The sequence below is a fragment of the Priestia sp. USM5 genome (assembly GCF_058323215.1).
The window spans coordinates 78,892-97,529 of the sequence record NZ_JBSGKN010000001.1 but is presented as its reverse complement, the minus strand read 5'-3'; the positions used below and the strand labels follow the sequence as shown (position 1 = coordinate 97,529).

Here is an 18,638-nt window from a genome sequence, read left to right as displayed (position 1 = left end):
CAAAGGACACGAGCTTTTTAACTCTGTGAAGATACAATACGCTGTATACGATCAAGCGCACCAGGGTCCACTTGCTCAATAGCTGCAGATGCCTGTTTTAACGCTTCTTTGTATTCATAATGACGAAATGCTTCTTCTGCTTCTTCTAAAGACTGTGCAATCGAGTGATGAGTACTTCTATAACGGTTCCCGTATTGAATCACTCTTTCAACGAGTCGCGCTTCCTCTAACATTGCCTCTGTTTCATCAAATGTATCTTGAACAAAACCAACAGCATCTTCAAGTAAAGATTGAACAGCTTGAATATTAAGCGGTTTTTCTTTCAGCTTAGCGGTTACTTCATTTAAGATATGAACCGTTTTTTCAAGCTGCACTTTATATTCTTCAGGAACACCGGGAAGGTTGCTTTTTTGAATAAGGCGTCGTGCTTCAATCAACTGAGCTTTCAGTTCTTCTATTTTGTCCTTAGCTGAGAGCTCATCTTTGCGAAGAGCTTGTAGCATATCGCTATAGGATTCCTGAGATTCTTTTAATTGATTAAGCTGTTTGGAAACGTCTTCGAGTTCTTCTTGGATCACACTGTAGGCTAAATTGTGCTCCGCTACCTTGTCCGAAATATTATAGTACAAGTTAGTTAATCGTTTTAGTTCGCGATCCATTTTGTAATATACGTCTAAATCGCGCTCTTTAAAATGATAGCTCTGCTGTACAAATAGCGTTTCTTCACGAAGTTCACGGTTTCGTTCTTGAAGCATACGAAGGAAGTTAGATACCGTATGAGATTCACGGTTCATTTTATGATAGGAGAAAACCTCATGCTCAAGTGAGTCATATAACTGCTCTAAGCGTTCGTTAACATCATCTAGTTTTGTAATCGCTTCTTCCACATATAATTCTTCAATATCTGCAATAATTTCAGCAGTTTCTTGTTTTAAAAGCTCTACCGTTTCTTCTACTTGCAGATGATCTAACACATATCCCTGCTCACTCATTTCGCGGAACCCGTCAAGCAGCTCATTGAATTGAACAGGAAGAGTGGTCTGACACTCAACTAACACTTTCGGAATTTGTTCTAAATACGAATCAATAGCTGTTAAATCAGTTTTTAATTGAAGAACAATCTCACGTGCTTGAAGATAGTTTCCGTTAATCGTCTCTTCCTCGTATTTTTTAAACTGCTCTTTAGATGTATTAATTGCGTATTCTAACGTTTTTTCAGCATTTCCATAGGAATACCGATGTGCGAGCAATTTTTTCTTCACATGGCGGTGAAGCTGATTTAATTCCTCAATATCATATCGATTATCTTGTTCGCTACCAATTAAATTTTGAAGTTCAGTAAGTATGTTTTCAATATCTATCTTGGTTTGTTCTAAGGCTTGATCAATATGTATAGATAACTGCTTCGCTTTTTTAAATCGGTATTTATCTGCTGCTTCTTCCGTTTCAAACAGTTCTTTATCAATTTTGGGGAGATTAGTTGATATAATTTCATCCCACTGCTCACGCCAACGTTCAAATAGCTCTTCAGTTTGACCTGTCATGTTCAATTCTTTTACTTTTGAAATTTCCTCTGCAACTGGCGTATTTGCTAATTCGACTTTGATCGTTTCCAGGCGATCAATTTCTTGATAAATCTTTTTACGTGAAAACATTCCGTACACAACTAATCCGATAATGAGTATGATTAGTGCTATAATGAATTCCATACTAAGCCCCCTTACAGTGCGTTCTACATGACAAGTTTCTTATTTATAAAAAGGGTGAATTTAATCCTTTAAATTTTTTTGCGTCAATGTTTTTATGATACCATGTAAAGCCCAACTTTTGAGCAAAAAATTAAATTTTTTTATACAAAATATTGGCATGGAGTCACTTTGTGTCGTTACAATGGAAAAAGAAGAAAAAAGGAGGCATTTTTTATGAAAGTTGACAAACATATTCATACTCCATTTTGCCCACACGGTTCGCCTGATTCATTGCAACAATATGTTGAACAGGCGATTTCCCTGAACTTTGGCGAGATTTCGTTTACAGAGCATGCTCCGTTACCAAAAAGCTTCATTGATCCGACGCCTGATCGAGACAGCGGAATGGCTCCTGACAAACTTGATCGCTACATTCAAAACGTACAGCAAGTAAAAAAAGAATTTGAGCGCGATATTCGTATTAATATCGGATTGGAAGTTGACTTTATTGAAGGATTTGAACACGAAACAACAGAGTTCTTAAACGAATATGGTCCTTATCTCGATGACAGCATCCTTTCGGTTCACTTCTTAAAATATGAAGAAGAATATGACTGCCTGGATTTTAGCGCTGACGTATTTGCACATATTGTACAGAAATTCGGCAGCGTAAGCAAAGTATATGATAAGTATTACAATACGGTATTACGCTCTGTACAGGCCAATTTAGGCGTTTATAAGCCCAAGCGCATTGGTCATATGACACTCGTACATAAATTTCAAACTCGCTTTCCATATGAAGACACACTTTCCCCTATTATTTTATCAATACTCGATGAAATAAAAATGAAAGATCTGACGTTGGATTATAATGGTGCAGGGTTGTTTAAACCTTTGTGCAAGGAAGCGTATCCAGCTCCCTTTGTCGTAAAGGCAGCCCAACAGAAAAAAATCCCTCTCGTATATGGGTCAGACGCCCACTGTGCGAAGGATTTAGGCCAAGGCTATGGAGAGCTCCATTTAGGATAATTGAACGCGCAGTTTGTTTGTCCGTTCATATGGCAAACATACCGTTGTATGCACCCATTGCTCAAGCTCAATCGCATATTGCTGAACAAAATACGGTTCGTGAGGCAATATATGAAGAACTTCACTTAGATACTGAGGATGAAGATAAGGCATAGAGAGCATGCCCTTAAGCTCAATGATTGTAAAGGAAACGTGCAACTTTCGAAACTCCTTTTCTTTCATCCCTCTTTCAAGGATTGTTTTTAAGTAGTATTTTTCCTTGGTTAAATACGTAGTCATAACTTCTCGAATTAAAATCGTGTCAAGAGAGATTTCTCTATATACAAGCCGGGCAATATGCCTATTTTCGTGCTGGTAATGTAAGATAGCTCGAATCATTACGATCATACTTTCTGTTGAAGACAGCTTTTTCATTTCTTGAAATGCTTGCTCCAACACCCCAATATAACCTTCAAAATAAGAAATCACTAAACTTTCAAGCAATCCTTCTTTGCTATGAAAATAATATGAAATATTCGCTACGTTCACTTTCGCTTTTCCTGCAATCTCGCGCACCGACGTACCATCAAAACCTTTTACGTTAAAAAGAGAAACGGCCGCATCAATAATTTTCTCTTTCGTTTTTGACTGTACAGCCATCTATCTACACCTCATTTCGATTTATTTTTACAAAACACATATGATTGCAAAATTGTGTAGAAATCGTTACAGTATTTAAAAAGGATTTTAGTAGCCTCTCTACATAATTCGTGATAGGCTTTTTAGTTCCTGTAATCTTTTATCGACAAAGTAGCGTTAAAACTGACGTTTCCTGATAAAAATTCATTAAATCTTATGTTGAATGGAGGAGAATACATTGTTTAATGTCGAAAACTACAGCGGCTCAAAACAAAAGGATTATGAATTAGTAATTAAGCAATTACGCGCCTTATTAGAAGGAGAAAGCAATACGATTGCTAATCTAGCAAATGCTTCAGCTTTGCTAAATCAATTTTTAAATGAAGTAAACTGGGTAGGTTTTTATTTAATGGAAGACGGGGAGTTAGTGCTTGGACCTTTCCAGGGACTGCCGGCTTGCGTTCGTATTCCACTTGGAAAAGGCGTATGCGGTACAGCAGCTCAAAATCAAAAAACAGAGCGAATTGAAGATGTTCACGCCTTCCCTGGCCACATTGCATGTGATGCCGCTTCTCAATCTGAAATCGTTGTACCAATTGTAAAAGACGGTCAGCTTTTAGGTGTTCTTGATATTGACAGTCCAATCAAAAATCGCTTTGATGAAATCGATCAACAGTATCTTGAAGAATTCGTCAAAGAACTCACTTCTTTTCTTTAAATATGAATAAGCAAAAAAACCGCTGCAAATCAGCGGTTTTTGCTTATTAAACAAACGTTTGATTAGCCATCACCACCGTTTCCTTACGTTCTTTCTTCTCTTTTCATACTTCAAATGAATATATCCTTTCTTTTACAATCTTTTAATCTTCAATCTTCCTTGACTTTATACGAGGAAACACCTATAATACTCGTTGTGTGAAATATTGCAGCTTATACAATCTTCTTTATGTTTTTTCATTTTGTTCCTCATTAAAAGGTTGTTTTACAGAAGTAGCAATTCTTTTAAAAAGATGGTGTATCGTGTAACTCTCTGCTGCTAGAGCGATGGTACATGAAAACAAAATGAGCATATCGCTAGAATGTGTCTGTTTTTGTTTTGCATAAAATAAAAACACAAACAAGGAGGAGTCATCATGGCTCGTTATACAGGTCCAAGTTGGAAAATCTCTCGTCGCTTAGGTCTTTCTCTAAGTGGTACAGGTAAAGAATTAGAAAAACGCCCTTACGCTCCAGGTCCACACGGCCCAGGTCAACGTAAGAAAATTTCTGAGTACGGTTTACAATTACAAGAAAAGCAAAAATTACGCCACATGTATGGTGTAACTGAGCGTCAATTCCGTAACTTATTCGTTGCTGCTGGTAAATTAACTGGTAAGCACGGTGAGAACTTCATGATTCTTTTAGAAGCTCGTCTTGATAACTTAGTATACCGTATGGGTCTTGCACGCACTCGTCGTCAAGCTCGTCAATTAGTTAACCACGGTCACGTTTTAGTTGACGGTAAACGCGTTGACATCCCATCTTACCGTGTACAACCTGGTCAAGTGATCGGTGTTCGCGAAAAATCTCGCAACCTTTCAATCGTGAAAGAAGCGCTTGAAGTTAACAACTTCGTACCAGACTACTTAACAGTAGACGCTGAGAAATTAGAAGGTACATTCACTCGCTTACCTGAGCGTTCTGAATTATCTGCTGAAATCAACGAAGCACTAATCGTAGAGTTCTACTCTCGTTAATAGTAAAAAGCCGTTCCCTATGGAGCGGCTTTTTTACTGTCTTTATACAAAAAAAGGCCTTTCGGCCTTTTTTTATGCGTATTGAATAAGCGTATATTTTTTCTTGCCTCGACGAATTACTGTAAATTGACCTTCAATACGGTCTTCTGCTCCTACTGTTTTTTGCAAATCTTGCTCACGCTCACCGTTTAAGTAAATCGCACCGTTTGAAATATCTTCACGCGCTTGACGTTTAGAAGGAGAGATTTTACTTTCTACAAGTAAATCGATTAAACCAATATCTTCACCTGTATGCGTGTAAGAAGGAACATCCTTGAATCCTTGCTTAATTTCTTCTGCTGTTAACTCTGAAATACTTCCGTTAAATAAAGCTTGCGAAATACGAATGGCTTGCTCAAGAGCTTCTTCACCGTGTACAAGCGTAGTCATCGCCGCTGCTAGTGCTTTTTGTGCTTCGCGTTTTTCAGGCGCTTCTTTTGCAGATGCTGCTAATTCATTAATTTCTTCATGTGATAAGAATGTAAAGTATTTTAAATATTTTATAACATCACGATCATCTGTATTAATCCAGAACTGGTAGAATTCATACGGACTTGTTTTTTCAGCGTCTAACCAAATTGCTCCGCCTTCTGTTTTACCGAACTTCGTGCCGTCTGCTTTTGTTACAAGCGGAACTGTTAATCCAAATGCTTTTGCATCTTCTTCTGATTTACGAATTAATTCTAAGCCAGCTGTAATATTTCCCCATTGGTCGCTGCCGCCAATTTGAAGCTTACAGTTATACGTTTGGTATAAGTTCAAGAAATCATATGATTGTAAAATCATGTAGCTGAATTCCGTAAATGAGATGCCTGATTCGATACGAGATTGAACAGAATCCTTTGCCATCATGTAGTTAATACCAAAGTTTTTACCGATATCTCGTAGGAATGTAATAACATCTAACGTGCCAATCCAGTCATAGTTATTCGCAATAACCGCTGCATTTTCACCTTCTTCAAAATCTAAGAAGCGTGAAAGCTGACCTTTAATACGCTCACTAAACATAGCAACCGTTTCTTTTTCATTTAACGTACGCTCTGCTTTTTTACCGCTTGGATCTCCAATAAGACCCGTACCTCCACCAACTAATGCAATCGGTTGGTGTCCAGCTTGTTGAAAGCGACGCAAAATTAAAACAGGAAGCATGTGGCCGATGTGAAGGCTGTCGGCTGTTGGATCGAATCCACAGTACAAACGAACAGACTCTTTACTCAAAAGTTCATTTAAACCTTTTTCATCCGTTTGTTGATTAATGAGCCCTCGAAACTCAAGATCTTGTAAAATATCCATGTTATATTCTCTCCTTTATCTAATTGCTCGTTACAATTTGTTGAACAACATAAAAAACGCCCCTTCTTAAAAAAGAAGGGACGAAAATATCGCGGTACCACCCTATTTGGAAATAAATTATTTCCCACTTAAATGATGTAACGGTCTACCCGTCTTTTGCTACTGTAAGTTCACAAAAGATGCTCAAGGACGTATTTCATATTTGTCTATGTACTGATTTTCAGCAACCATCAGCTCTCTTAAACAGGGAGACAAGTATTACTTCTTCCTATCACTGCAGTTTATTTTATTTAAAAGTTTACACCCCACAATTATGAATGATTTCATTTTAAAATTCAAGTCCAAAAAAAAGTTCAAACAGCTGGCTGTTTGAACTTTATAAAAATCACTTATTTTCCCTACAAAGATTGAAACGTTTACTCCTTAGTCTTCCATCGTCGACAAATCGCCCGTTGGCAAATCTAATTCCCACGCTTTTAAAACGCGACGCATAATTTTACCGCTTCGTGTTTTAGGTAGCTTATCTTTAAACTCGATTTCACGTGGAGCTGCATGAGCAGCTAACCCTTTTTTCACAAATTGACGAATATCTTCAATCAGTTCATCTGAAGATTCATACCCATCTCTAAGTGCGATAAACGCTTTAATAATTTCCCCACGCACAGGATCAGGCTTACCAATGACACCCGCTTCTGCTACAGCAGGGTGTTCAACAAGCTTACTTTCTACTTCAAATGGACCAACTCGTTCTCCTGCGGTCATAATAACGTCATCAATTCGGCCTTGGAACCAAAAATAACCGTCTTCATCCATATACGCGGAATCACCTGATACGTACCAGTCGCCTGGCATAAAGTATGACTCATACTTTTCCTTGTTGTTCCAAATTGCATGCATCATAGATGGCCAGCCTTTTTTAATTGCTAAGTTACCCATTCGATAAGGTGGAAGCTCTTGTCCTTGATCGTCAACGATTGCTGCTTGTACACCCGGAATAGGTTTTCCCATAGATCCTGGTTTAATTTTCATAGACGGGTAATTACAAATCGTCTGACCTCCAGTTTCAGTCATCCACCACGTGTCATGAATACGTTTTTGGAAAACCTTCATTCCCCAGCGTACCACTTCAGGATTTAATGGTTCTCCCACGCTTAATACATGTCTCAGGCTGCTTAAATCATAGCGTTTAACTAAGTCATCGCCAGCACCCATTAGCATACGAAATGCTGTAGGCGCACTGTACCAAACCGTTACGCCAAAATCTTCAAGTGCTTGATACCATGCATCTGGACTAAAGCGTCCTCCTACAATCACATTTGTTGCTCCAGCAAGCCAAGGACCAAAAATTCCGTAGGAAGTTCCCGTTACCCAACCCGGATCTGCTGTACACCAATACACATCGTCATCTTTTAAGTCGAGCACCCACTTAGCAGTTTGATAATGCTGAAGCATTGCATTATGAACGTGAAGCACCCCTTTTGGTTTTCCAGTTGAACCTGATGTATAATGAAGCAGCATACCATCTGTTCTATCTACCCACTCAATCTCCACCTCTTTATTCGCCGCTTCTAATCGCTTCAGAAAATCTAGTTGAATGCCTTCTTCTGCTACATTTTCCCCTACAAGGAGAATGTGTTTTAAAGCTGGCAAATCCTTCACCGGAACGCGGCTCAGCAGTTCAGGCGTTGTAATTAACACTTTTGCATCACTGTCTTGCAAACGATCTTTTACTGCACCTTCCATGAATGCTTCAAACAAAGGCCCAACAATAGCGCCAAGCTTCACCGCCCCTAACAATGCAAAATAAAGTTCCGGAGAGCGAGGCATAAAGATAAACACACGATCTCCCTTCTCTACGTCTGCTTGTTTTAGCACGTTTGCGGCTTTGTTTGACCATTCTTTCATTTCTTTGAATGTATATTTTTCATTGCGCTGCGCATCTCGATAATAAAGCGCAACTTTATTTTTACGCGTAGAGTTTGCGTGCTTATCAATTGCTTCATAAGCTGCATTTAATTTACCTGTTTCATGCCATGAAAATTCCTTCTCCACTTGTGACCAGTCAAAGGTTTGATACGTTTTATCGTAGTCCTGTAAGTTGTATACCCCTTCAATTACAGGAAGCGCTTCCACCTTCATCACAAACTCCCCCTTATGTATAAAATTTACAAACCTATTATATAACAAAAATAGACTTTTCACAATTTTATAAAAATTATTTGTCGGAATTGGGATAATAGTCTCCCTTGTTATATGACAACCTTTGTTATATAAGTGTCGAATTAACAAGAATCTCTTTTAATTTCCTATTCTATGTTTTTGAAAAAACTCCTTTTCTTTTATTTAATTTTTTGAAAACGCTTTAATGTAGAGTTTTTTTTGTATTATAATACAGATAAGACTGCTTGAAGGTGGTGATTCATGTGAAACATTCCCAAACATACAATATGAAAGAACTAAAAACAGCGGTTGGAGCAATTGTTATTGAAGGACCTGTCTCCTCACAAACCTTGCAACAACTTGATTTTCATGAGCAACTAACGGCCTTTCGTCCACCTGAACAGCAAAAAGAAGCATTGATCGAGATTGCCAACTTGCCTGAAGGTAGAATCATTATTGCTCGTCATCATCATACAATCATTGGTTATGTCACCTTTTTATATCCCGATCCTCTAGAACGATGGTCGGAAGGAAATATGGAGAATTTAATCGAATTAGGAGCTATAGAGGTAGCTGCCCCGTTTCGCAGCTACGCTGTTGGAAAAAACTTGCTTATCGTATCTATGATGGATGATGCAATGGAAGATTATATTGTCATTACGACAGAATACTACTGGCATTGGGATTTAAAAGGAACAGGGCTAAATGTGTGGGATTACCGCAAAATTATGGAGAAAATGATGAATAAAGGCGGACTGACGTGGTTTGCCACAGATGATCCGGAGATTAGCTCCCACCCTGCTAATTGTTTGATGGTAAGAATCGGGAGCAGAGTCCCTCAAGAAAGCATACAAGAATTTGATAGCCTGCGCTTTCGAAATCGCTTTATGTATTGAGCTGACCTTTAAGAAAAGGAGCTGTGTCTGATGATTGTTGAAGAGATGATGAAAACCGATCTCGTTACCTTAACCCCCGACCATACGATTGCTGAAGCTATGAAACTTTTAGATACACATAAGATTAGACATATTCCTATCGTTAATGACCTTCATCACGTAGTTGGCATCATTTCTGATCGAGACGTAAGAGATGCAAGTCCATCTATTTTAGATAATACTTATACATCTGCTCTTCTATCCGAACCCGTGCGGATGATTATGAAAACAGAAGTCATTACAGCTCACCCTCTTGATTTTGTTGAAGAAATTGCAAGCATTTTTTATGAACACCAAATCGGTTGTATTCCCGTCACAAAAAACAAGCGGTTAGTAGGAGTTGTTACCGAAAGAGATCTACTACATACGTTTATTCAGCTTACTGGCACTAATAAGCCAGGTTCACAAATTGAAATAAAAGTAGAAAATAAGGCTGGCGTGCTCGCTGAAGTTACATCCCTCTTTGGTTCAAAGAGAACAAACATCTTAAGCGTACTTGTCTACCCTGATGTAGATGAACGATATAAAATCCTTGTGCTTCGCATTCAAGCTATTAATCCATTGATTAGTATAAATACATTAAAAGAAAACGGCTATGAGGTGCTATGGCCTAAATTACCGGAGATGACGTAATGACTAGTAATGCTGTATTTATTTATTCAGATGATATTCTTTCGTACAAATTCAGCAATAATCATCCGTTTAACCAGCTTCGTGTTCAACTAACATATGAACTGTTACGGGAATTTGGCGCTTTAGGCAATCAAGATATTGTATTACCGCGGATGGCATCTGATGAAGAACTTCAGCTTGTCCATGATACTAGCTATATTCAAGCGGTAAAATTAGCAGGAAGCGGCGAGCTTTCTGTTGAAAAAGCAGCAGATTTTGGTCTTGGAACAGAAGATACACCTATGTTTCCCAACATGCATGAAGCCAGTGCGTTTTTAGTTGGGGGTACACTTACGGCTGTAGATTATGTGATGACTGGAAAAGCTAAGCATGCTCTAAATTTAGGAGGAGGATTGCACCACGGCTTTCGAGGAAAAGCTTCCGGCTTCTGTATTTATAACGATAGCGCGGTAGCCATCAAATATATGCAGCAAAAGTACAACGCGCGCGTCCTCTATGTCGATACAGATGCTCACCATGGTGACGGCGTGCAATGGACATTTTATGACGATCCTTCCGTTTGTACTCTTTCCATTCATGAAACGGGACGCTACTTGTTTCCAGGCACGGGAAACGTTAACGAACGCGGGCACAGTGAAGGCTATGGTTATTCATTTAATGTGCCTGTTGATGCTTATACGGAAGATGAGTCTTGGCTCGACGTTTATAAGACCTCTTTAAAAGAAGTAGCTGCTTTTTTTAAACCAGATGTTATCTTGACACAAAATGGAGCCGATTCTCATTATTACGATCCGCTCACTCATTTATGCGGCACCACGAAAATATACCGTGAGATTCCTAAAATTGCTCATGAAATTGCCCATGAATACTGTCAGGGAAGATGGATTGCGGTTGGCGGAGGAGGTTATGATATTTGGCGGGTTGTTCCTCGGGCTTGGTCATTCATTTGGCTTGAAATGATTGAACGAAAGGCAGAAGGCATGCTTCCTCTATCATGGCTTGAAAAATGGACAAAAGTATCGCCTCACCCCATTTGCACGCAGTGGGATGATGAACCTAATATCTATCAGCCAATTCCAAGAAAACCAGAAATAACAGAAAAAAACGCTCAAACTCTTGAGCGCGCTCTTTATCCTATTCGTTCTCATACATCTCATTCTTAAAAAAAGGCTATACAAACGTATGGCCTTTTTCACTGTGCTTCGGGATCTGAAATAATAATTTCGACGCGTCTATTTTTTTGTAAATTGTCATTAGACGTGTTCGGAACAAGCGGCTTTGTATCTCCGTATCCAAGTGCTTCAAAGCGGTTAGCAGAAAGAGAAAAGTGGTTCGTTAAATAACGTATGACGCCGCTGGCACGCGCTGCCGATAGTTCCCAATTAGATGGATAACGATAGGTGTGAATAGGTCGATTATCGGTATGACCTTCTACTTTAATATCATTTGGAATAGTACTGAATAACCTTCCTAATTCATCCAGGAAAGGGGTACCTTTCTTCAAAATGTCTGCCTGTCCTGTTTCAAACAGCACCTGTTCTTGTAAAATAAGCACAACTCCGCGTTCATCTCGCTTAGCAGTAATAACATTCTGAAGCTTATTTTCCTTCAGGTAATTTTGCACTTTCGCTAAAATGTTATCCAGCTTTTGAGACTGCTGGCTCTTTTCTACAGAAGCTAATGAGCCACCGCTTGCAAGCGAATTGACAACGGTCTGAAACTTTTGATTATCAACGCTAGACATTGAAAATAGTAAAATAAAAAAAACTAATATTAACGTCACCAAATCAGCAAATGTTACCATCCATTTTGGCGACTGTGCCGAATACCTTTTTCTTCTACGCTTCACGAACGTGTTCTCTCTTTTCTTCCAGCTTTCGTTTTTCAACAGGGGCAAATACTTTTAGCTTTGCTTGCACAAAGCGAGAATTTTGCCCCGCCTGCAAGCCGATGACACCTTCAATAATCACTTCTTTAACAAAAAGCTCATGCTCCGTTTTACCAGCTAATTTAGCTGCGATTGGCTGAAAAAACAAGTTTGAAAGCAGCGCCCCGTAGAAAGTCGTTAAAAGAGCAATTGCCATGTTAGGCCCAAGCGATGAAGGGGTATTAAGGCTTTTAAGCATTAGCACTAGCCCAACGAGCGTCCCAATCATTCCCCAAGCGGGGGCATAATCGCCTGCTTTTTCAAACATACTTCGACCTCTCGTATGTCTTTCTTCTACTGCAGCTATTTCAGCTTCAAGCAGCTCTCGAATCATTTCTGGTTCTACTCCATCAATGGCTAGCAAAATACCTTTTTTCACAAATGAATCATCGATTTGTTCAAGCTCTGCTTCTAACGATAGAAGCCCTTCTCGACGCGCTTTTTCCGATAAATGTACAAATGTTCCTACAATTTCTTCTACGTTTATTTCTTTCGATTGAAACGCTTGTTTCCCTACTCTTCCCATATTTTTTAATTGTTTTAACGGAAAGCTCACGCACAGCGTACCAAAAACGCCTCCCAGTACAATTAAAATCGATGGCACATCAATAAAAGCTAAAAAACCGCTCATTCCTCCACTTGAAATAACCCCAAACACAACCATAGAGATACCAATTAGTATCCCTATAGGTGTGAGCATATCAATTTTTTTCATATTCTATCTCCCCGTGTCTGAACTTTGGATTCATTCTTATTCATTCACAGGTATTATTTTGTTGATTGTCTGAACTCGATGCGGTGAGGAAGCTGTACAATGCTGCTGTCTACCGTTTCTTTGTTCATGTATTTCGTTAAGAGACGCATCGCTACTGCACCAATATCATACATTGGCTGTACAACAGATGTTAACTGAGGACGAACCATTGTTGAAAGTCTTGTGTTATCAAAACCGATAACTTCTAGATCGTTTGGTACATTCAACCCGCGATCTTGTGCCCCGTGAATAACGCCTAATGCCATTTCATCCGTTCCAACGAAAATAGCAGTTGGCTTTTCATCTTCTTCTAATAGTTTTTCAACTGCTTCAATACCTGAATCGTACGTGTAGTCTCCTTCTACAATATAAGAATCGCGTACAGGCAATCCGCTTTCAGTAAGAGCACGCTTGTACCCTTTTACTTTTTTCGCATGATTGATCGGTTCTTCTAGCGTACCTGAAACGAATGCAATATTTTTATGACCGCTGTCAATTAGTGATTGCACTGCATCAAAAGCTGCTTGTTCATAATCAATAGTTACAGATGGGATTTGGTTAGTTGATTCGATTGATGCTGCAAGTACAACTGGAACCGGTGATTTTTTTAACTCTTCTACGTGTTCTTCCGTTACATTCCCACTCATGAAGATGATTCCGTCTACTTGTTTACCAAGCATGTTATTTAAAAGATGAAGTTCTTTATCTTGATTTTGGTCGGAGTTACTTAAGATGATATTATACTTGTACATTGTTGCAATATCTTCGATTCCACGCGCTAACTCTGCATAGAAAATATTTGAAATATCAGGAATGATAACTCCTACTGTCGTTGTTTTCTTACTGGCTAATCCACGCGCTACTGCGTTCGGACGATAGCCTAGTCTTTCAATTGTTTCTAATACTTTTTTTCTAGTTGATGGTTTTACATTTGGATTTCCGTTTACCACACGAGAAACCGTTGCCATCGACACGCTTGCTTCCCTTGCTACATCATAAATTGTTACGTTCACAACAAACACTCCTTATCGAAAAACATTTCGTTTATTTTATCCTTATTTCATTTCTTGTATTTACGTATATAAATCCATCTTCCTTTATAGAATGGCTATTTCTAGCTCCTTCACTCTTACATACAGCTTAGATACCCTGTATGCATCTAAATCATTCCTGTTATGCCCTTATTATTACGTGTGCAAAGACAATTTTACCAGTTTATATGTAACAATGTAAAAGACGATGTATAGTAAGTAAATAAAAAAAGTGAATCGCGAATTTATATCATATGCACTCACAGAATGATAGCGAATATCTGTAACTACTATACGATACTATGTGCTTCACCGCAACGTATTTACCGCCTTTTTCCGACAAGTTTCACGAGAATTTCATAAATTCTTGTTTTTTGGATTTGCACTTATTCTTTCCTATTTTGACAAAAGTTATCGACTGTTTTCAAAATACGTGATAATTTCGCTTATCTTTATTATAACGAAAGGCAAACAAGCTTGAAACCATTAAGTGCCTCAAACTTGTCATAAAAGTATACGAATTTTTCTTTTTTACGTTTTTTTATAAATTTAAGTTACATATAGGTTTTAGCTGCTTCATAAATTCTGTAAATTGTGGAATATCCATTTGCTGAGCTGAGTCAGAAAGTGCTACCGCCGGATCTGGATGAACTTCTGCCATAATTCCATCCGCACCAATGGCAAGAGCCGCTTTAGCCGTTGGAACAAGCAAATCTCGCCTTCCTGTTGAATGCGTGACGTCGACTAAAACAGGTAAATGAGTTTCTTGTTTTAAAATGGGAACGGCTGAAATATCCAGCGTATTTCGCGTTGCTCGCTCATACGTACGAATTCCTCGTTCACACAAAATCAGCTGATCATTTCCTTTTGATACAATGTATTCAGCAGCATTAATAAACTCATCAATCGTAGCGGCTAAGCCCCGCTTTAATAAGACAGGCTTCTTCACCGCACCCGCTTCTTTTAACAGCTCAAAATTTTGCATATTACGAGCACCAATTTGAATCACATCTACGTATTCTACAGCCGTTTCAATATCAGCGGGGTCGACAATTTCACTAATAACGGCTAAATCATATTCGTCAGCTACTCTTTTTAAAATTTGCAGTCCTTCTAAGCCGAGGCCTTGAAAATCATAAGGAGATGTTCTTGGCTTGTAGGCTCCGCCTCTAAGCATCCGCACACCCTGCTGCTTTACGGCATTTGCTACGGCTGCTACTTGCTCATAGCTTTCAACGGAACAAGGTCCTGCTACAAAACGCTGAAGTCCGTCACCAATTGTTTCTCCTTTTACCGTAACGATTGTATTTTCCGGCTTCTTTTTACGGGATACAAGAAGTGCTTTACGATGATCATCTTCTTGAAGCTCTAAATGAGCTTTGAAAATCTCTTTGAAAATATGTTGAAGCGTAGATGTTTGAAACGGTCCTTCATTCTTGCTTAAAATCGCATCAAGCATTGCTCGTTCACGAACAGGGTCAAACCGTTTGGTTGACTGCATTCCTTTTAATTTTCCTATTTCTTGAACAAGCTCGCCTCGCTCATTAATAAGCTTTAACAGTTTCATATTTACTTCGTCAATTTGAGATCGCAAATGCTGAAGATCTGAATTCGTCATGTACGTCCACCCTTTCACTGATTTTAAAAAATCCGTTTAGCAGGGTTACTACATAAGATGATAGGTGATGGAGGATATATGTAAGGGGCTTCTCTGCTTTTATGTGCTAAACTACATCTATTGTACGAAAAAGTGGATGAAACCGCAATCAGCTTACAAAAAAAACCGAACGATTAATCGTTCGGATCTTCCTTCACCTAAACTGCTTTTGTACCAGCCTCTTTCAATTAATGAGCTACATTTTTCGCTAATTCTTCTTCGTTAATGTTCCAGTGAGAAGCGTGCCACTTCACTTTTCCATCTTCAAACAGAAGCGCTTGAGGTGATTCATGCTTCACTTCATACGTTTCAGCAATATAGTTGGATACGTCTCGTGAATCTTGCACATGAAGATAATAAGAAGGAATGTCTTCATGACTAGAAGCAAACGCTGAAAATGCCTCATGACCAGCTGCACTAATTGGACACGTCGTGCTGTGCTTTAAAAATAAAAAGCGATGGTTTTCCTTAATAACTTGTTCGAACTCTTCAACTGTTGAAATCTTTTTCATTTTTTTCACCCTTTCTGTACTTACTCTTAAGTTTACATGGTTTGACCGTTTCCATACAAAAAGAGTGCTCAGCTTTATGTATAATGCTAATGAATTTATTTATAAGGTGAAGTTATTTTCAGCATAGAAAGAAAAGAACTTGTTAAATTAAAATCCCTCTGATGAAACTAACATTTACTTGCCGTTCAACCTAAATTACATACAAAAAAAGCGTTCACCCTATAGGTTAAACGCTTTTGATTCTTTATTATGGTCGTGGCACTGTGCTTTCCACTTCATCTAATGCTTTTTGAGCTTCTGTTAGCTTCTGTTGAACGTCTTCGTTGCTTTGAGACTCCACTTCATCAGCAAGCACTTCTAAGCTCGTTGGAGGTAATGCTTCGTGTTCAGGATCTACTTTACGGAAGTTTTTCACTTTGTCCACTACTTGTGAAGATTGCTCAGATAATGTTTGTGATAAACCAGCCGTTTTTTCTTTAGCCGTTTGAGCAAACCCTTGTCCTTTTTCAACAGCGCTGTTTTTCGCTTGCTCTGTTTTTAAACGAACGTAAGCTGCCTGCTCATTTAAATCCGAACGGAACTCTTTACCTGATTTTGGAGCAAGTAATAATGCCGTTGCAGCTCCTACAACTCCTCCAATCACTGTTCCTACTAAAAAGCCTTTATTTGAAGTGTTGTTTGGTTTATTTGGTTTGTTTGACATATGCGTCTCCTCCTTTAAAGTTCATCCTTATGAAAATGAGCGTGAGCGTTGAACCGCTTTTTCTTTTACTTCAACAGGTACAGGCTCCGCGTCAATTTTTTTCTGTTTTCTTAATTTTATACGTTCCCATACGTCTAATGCAACATTGCTCCATTGAACGACTTGAGCAACAGTTTCTTTATTTTCTTCTACTTTCTCTGAAACGCTTGATGATACGCTTTTAATCGACTTATTTAGGTCTTGGATTGAGTCACCTACGCCTTTAACAGAATCCACGACTGTGTTCAGCGCTTCGGATTTACGCTGAATATCTTCAGCTAACAGATTAGTCTTATGTAAAAGTGCAGTTGTTTCAGCTGTGATTCCTGTCATTTGCTTTTCTACACCGTCTAAAGTACCTGCCACTGAATTTAATGTGTGCTGAACGGATTTCAATGTTTTTGACACGGAAACCACCAGGTAAAAAATCGCAATGGCAACAATAGCAGCGCTTAAATAAAGAATAATAACCATCTGTGCAAGGCACCTCCTATTTTCATCTCTCTTGTTATAACTACTTTCCCAATTTTATAAACAATTAAACCTTCTATTCCCTATAGACTCTTTAACTTTACCATATTCTCTCTGCATTTATTCATAAAAAGGGAAGATTGCTACATTATTTCGCGATATATGAGTTATTTCCCTTCCTAAAGAAAAAAAGGATTTTAAAGCATAAAAACAAACAAAATAAGCTCAGTGGGGTACAATAGAAAGTGAATCATCAATCATTGTTATTTTAAGGAGGCACTATTTATGAAAGACCCTAGAATTGCAACATTAGCTAAAAATTTAATTAATTATTCTGTTCGCCTTCAAAAAGGAGAAAAAGTATTAATCGAAAACTTTGGACTTCAGCGCGAGCTTGTGACAGCACTTGTAGATGAAGCGTACAAGGCCGGTGGCTACCCGTTTGTACTGCTAAAAGATCATTCGGTAGACCGAGCTCTTTTAAACGGTGCACAAGAAGAGCAGTACAATATGATGGCAGACTTCGAAGCAAATGTGATGAAAGAAATGGATGCTTATATTGGCTTACGTTCTGGTTCAAACATTTTTGAACAATCAGATGTTCCGGCAGATAAAATGAAAATCCAAGGGAATACGATCGGTAAAAAAGTACATAGAGAAATTCGCGTTCCAAAAACAAAATGGGTCGTTCTTCGCTACCCAAACGATTCAATGGCGCAGCTTGCTAAAATGAGTACAGTAGCATTTGAAGATTTTTATTTTGATGTATGCAACTTAGACTATGGCAAAATGAGCAAAGCGATGGATGCTTTAGTTGAGCTCATGAACCGTACGGACAAAGTGCGTTTAACGGGTGAGAATACAGACTTAACGTTCTCTATTAAAGATATTCCTGCAGTGAAGTGTGCCGGAGAAATGAATATTCCGGACGGTGAAGTATACACGGCTCCTGTACGTGATTCTGTAAACGGAACAATTTCTTACAACACTCCTTCTAACTATCAAGGCTTTACGTTTGAGAATGTATCCTTAACATTTAAAAACGGTAAAATTGTTGAAGCAACCGCTAATGATACAGAACGCATCAACGGCATTTTTGATACAGATGAAGGCGCTCGTTTTGTTGGCGAATTTGCGATTGGCGTAAATCCGTATATTCAACATCCAATGCAAGACATTTTATTTGATGAAAAAATTGACGGAAGCTTCCACTTCACTCCTGGCGAGTGCTACGAAGATGCGTATAACGGAAACAAGTCAAATATTCACTGGGATATGGTGATGATTCAGCGCCCAGAATACGGTGGCGGTGAGATTTATTTCGATGACGTGTTGATTCGTAAAGACGGGCTATTTGTCATTGAAGAATTAAAAGCGTTAAACCCTGAAAATTTAAAATGAGTTTTGAAATAA

General features: G+C 38.6%; 18 protein-coding genes and 1 other annotated feature. Of the genes, 7 read left to right on the top strand and 11 right to left on the bottom strand.

The window, feature by feature from the left end; all coding sequences use genetic code 11:
• Positions 1–17: 17 nt before the first annotated feature.
• Complete coding sequence (gene ezrA / locus ACWATA_RS00525) at positions 18–1,709, bottom strand: septation ring formation regulator EzrA (protein WP_028411807.1); 1,692 nt, start codon at positions 1,707–1,709, stop codon at positions 18–20.
• A gap of 213 nt (positions 1,710–1,922) precedes the next feature.
• Between ezrA and hisJ the strand changes: the two genes are divergently transcribed.
• The gene (gene hisJ, locus ACWATA_RS00520) at positions 1,923–2,717 is read left to right on the top strand and encodes a histidinol-phosphatase HisJ (RefSeq protein WP_473049531.1); all 795 of its coding nucleotides are present in this window, start codon (positions 1,923–1,925) and stop codon (positions 2,715–2,717) included.
• Here the strand turns inward: hisJ and refZ are convergent.
• Positions 2,709–3,356: a forespore capture DNA-binding protein RefZ gene (gene refZ / locus ACWATA_RS00515; protein ID WP_013059482.1), complete on the bottom strand. Its 648-nt coding sequence runs from the start codon at positions 3,354–3,356 to the stop codon at positions 2,709–2,711. The two genes, hisJ and refZ, sit on opposite strands and share 9 nt — an antisense overlap.
• Before the next feature lie 217 nt (positions 3,357–3,573).
• Here refZ and ACWATA_RS00510 point away from each other — a divergent pair, with 217 nt between their 5' ends.
• Positions 3,574–4,053, top strand: coding sequence for a GAF domain-containing protein (locus tag ACWATA_RS00510; protein ID WP_014458011.1), 480 nt, complete (start codon positions 3,574–3,576; stop codon positions 4,051–4,053).
• 415 nt (positions 4,054–4,468) lie between these two features.
• Entirely contained in the window at positions 4,469–5,071 is a 603-nt protein-coding gene (gene rpsD, locus ACWATA_RS00505) for a 30S ribosomal protein S4 (RefSeq protein WP_013059485.1), read from the top strand.
• Positions 5,072–5,143: 72 nt separating this feature from the next.
• Here the strand turns inward: rpsD and tyrS are convergent, their stop codons facing one another.
• On the bottom strand, positions 5,144–6,403 hold the full coding sequence (gene tyrS, locus ACWATA_RS00500) for a tyrosine--tRNA ligase (RefSeq protein ID WP_028411808.1): 1,260 nt from the start codon (positions 6,401–6,403) through the stop codon (positions 5,144–5,146).
• Positions 6,404–6,476: 73 nt separating this feature from the next.
• Positions 6,477–6,687: a binding site (T-box leader), on the bottom strand.
• A 139-nt stretch (positions 6,688–6,826) separates the two neighbouring features.
• Positions 6,827–8,542: an acetate--CoA ligase gene (gene acsA / locus ACWATA_RS00495; RefSeq protein ID WP_028411809.1), complete on the bottom strand. Its 1,716-nt coding sequence runs from the start codon at positions 8,540–8,542 to the stop codon at positions 6,827–6,829.
• 284 nt (positions 8,543–8,826) lie between these two features.
• Between acsA and ACWATA_RS00490 the strand changes: the two genes are divergently transcribed.
• The 3 genes from ACWATA_RS00490 to ACWATA_RS00480 are packed head-to-tail and all read left to right on the top strand — an operon-like array spanning position 8,827 to position 11,294.
• Positions 8,827–9,459, top strand: coding sequence for a hypothetical protein (locus ACWATA_RS00490; protein WP_028411810.1), 633 nt, complete (start codon positions 8,827–8,829; stop codon positions 9,457–9,459).
• A 30-nt stretch (positions 9,460–9,489) separates the two neighbouring features.
• Positions 9,490–10,131: an acetoin utilization AcuB family protein gene (locus ACWATA_RS00485; protein WP_028411811.1), complete on the top strand. Its 642-nt coding sequence runs from the start codon at positions 9,490–9,492 to the stop codon at positions 10,129–10,131.
• The gene (locus ACWATA_RS00480) at positions 10,131–11,294 is read left to right on the top strand and encodes an acetoin utilization protein AcuC (protein ID WP_028411812.1); all 1,164 of its coding nucleotides are present in this window, start codon (positions 10,131–10,133) and stop codon (positions 11,292–11,294) included. The genes ACWATA_RS00485 and ACWATA_RS00480 overlap by 1 nt, the downstream gene beginning before the upstream one ends.
• Positions 11,295–11,323: 29 nt before the next feature.
• On the opposite strand, the gene motS is transcribed toward ACWATA_RS00480, so the two are convergent.
• The 7 genes from motS to ACWATA_RS00445 all read right to left on the bottom strand — a co-directional run bounded on the left by motS (position 11,324) and on the right by ACWATA_RS00445 (position 17,228).
• A complete protein-coding gene (gene motS, locus ACWATA_RS00475; protein WP_323873930.1) occupies positions 11,324–11,980 on the bottom strand; it encodes a flagellar motor protein MotS in 657 nt (218 codons plus the stop codon).
• Positions 11,970–12,773, bottom strand: coding sequence for a flagellar motor protein MotP (gene motP / locus ACWATA_RS00470; RefSeq protein ID WP_033579602.1), 804 nt, complete (start codon positions 12,771–12,773; stop codon positions 11,970–11,972). Before motP ends, motS begins: the two co-directional genes overlap by 11 nt.
• Positions 12,774–12,826: 53 nt before the next feature.
• A complete protein-coding gene (gene ccpA, locus ACWATA_RS00465; protein WP_013059493.1) occupies positions 12,827–13,825 on the bottom strand; it encodes a catabolite control protein A in 999 nt (332 codons plus the stop codon).
• A gap of 559 nt (positions 13,826–14,384) precedes the next feature.
• On the bottom strand, positions 14,385–15,461 hold the full coding sequence (locus ACWATA_RS00460) for a bifunctional 3-deoxy-7-phosphoheptulonate synthase/chorismate mutase (protein ID WP_165635101.1): 1,077 nt from the start codon (positions 15,459–15,461) through the stop codon (positions 14,385–14,387).
• 227 nt (positions 15,462–15,688) lie between these two features.
• Positions 15,689–16,012 carry a bacillithiol system redox-active protein YtxJ gene (ytxJ, locus tag ACWATA_RS00455; RefSeq protein ID WP_028411816.1) on the bottom strand — a complete coding sequence of 108 codons (324 nt, stop codon included), beginning with the start codon at positions 16,010–16,012 and terminating at the stop codon, positions 15,689–15,691.
• A gap of 247 nt (positions 16,013–16,259) precedes the next feature.
• The gene (locus ACWATA_RS00450) at positions 16,260–16,715 is read right to left on the bottom strand and encodes a YtxH domain-containing protein (protein WP_013059496.1); all 456 of its coding nucleotides are present in this window, start codon (positions 16,713–16,715) and stop codon (positions 16,260–16,262) included.
• 27 nt (positions 16,716–16,742) lie between these two features.
• Positions 16,743–17,228, bottom strand: coding sequence for a DUF948 domain-containing protein (locus tag ACWATA_RS00445; RefSeq protein ID WP_028411817.1), 486 nt, complete (start codon positions 17,226–17,228; stop codon positions 16,743–16,745).
• A gap of 282 nt (positions 17,229–17,510) precedes the next feature.
• Between ACWATA_RS00445 and ACWATA_RS00440 the strand changes: the two genes are divergently transcribed.
• Positions 17,511–18,626 carry an aminopeptidase gene (locus ACWATA_RS00440; RefSeq protein WP_323873929.1) on the top strand — a complete coding sequence of 372 codons (1,116 nt, stop codon included), beginning with the start codon at positions 17,511–17,513 and terminating at the stop codon, positions 18,624–18,626.
• Positions 18,627–18,638: the final 12 nt, after the last annotated feature.

Excerpts from the sequence above, each read along its gene's own strand:
- ezrA (WP_028411807.1), bottom strand. The coding sequence starts at position 1,709 with ATGGAATTCATTATAGCACTAATCATACTCATTATCGGATTAGTTGTG.
- hisJ (WP_473049531.1), top strand. The coding sequence starts at position 1,923 with ATGAAAGTTGACAAACATATTCATACTCCATTTTGCCCACACGGTTCG.
- refZ (WP_013059482.1), bottom strand. The coding sequence starts at position 3,356 with ATGGCTGTACAGTCAAAAACGAAAGAGAAAATTATTGATGCGGCCGTT.
- rpsD (WP_013059485.1), top strand. The coding sequence starts at position 4,469 with ATGGCTCGTTATACAGGTCCAAGTTGGAAAATCTCTCGTCGCTTAGGT.
- tyrS (WP_028411808.1), bottom strand. The coding sequence starts at position 6,403 with ATGGATATTTTACAAGATCTTGAGTTTCGAGGGCTCATTAATCAACAA.
- acsA (WP_028411809.1), bottom strand. The coding sequence starts at position 8,542 with ATGAAGGTGGAAGCGCTTCCTGTAATTGAAGGGGTATACAACTTACAG.
- ACWATA_RS00485 (WP_028411811.1), top strand. The coding sequence starts at position 9,490 with ATGATTGTTGAAGAGATGATGAAAACCGATCTCGTTACCTTAACCCCC.
- ACWATA_RS00480 (WP_028411812.1), top strand. The coding sequence starts at position 10,131 with ATGACTAGTAATGCTGTATTTATTTATTCAGATGATATTCTTTCGTAC.
- motP (WP_033579602.1), bottom strand. The coding sequence starts at position 12,773 with ATGAAAAAAATTGATATGCTCACACCTATAGGGATACTAATTGGTATC.
- ACWATA_RS00460 (WP_165635101.1), bottom strand. The coding sequence starts at position 15,461 with ATGACGAATTCAGATCTTCAGCATTTGCGATCTCAAATTGACGAAGTA.
- ytxJ (WP_028411816.1), bottom strand. The coding sequence starts at position 16,012 with ATGAAAAAGATTTCAACAGTTGAAGAGTTCGAACAAGTTATTAAGGAA.
- ACWATA_RS00450 (WP_013059496.1), bottom strand. The coding sequence starts at position 16,715 with ATGTCAAACAAACCAAATAAACCAAACAACACTTCAAATAAAGGCTTT.
- ACWATA_RS00445 (WP_028411817.1), bottom strand. The coding sequence starts at position 17,228 with ATGGTTATTATTCTTTATTTAAGCGCTGCTATTGTTGCCATTGCGATT.
- ACWATA_RS00440 (WP_323873929.1), top strand. The coding sequence starts at position 17,511 with ATGAAAGACCCTAGAATTGCAACATTAGCTAAAAATTTAATTAATTAT.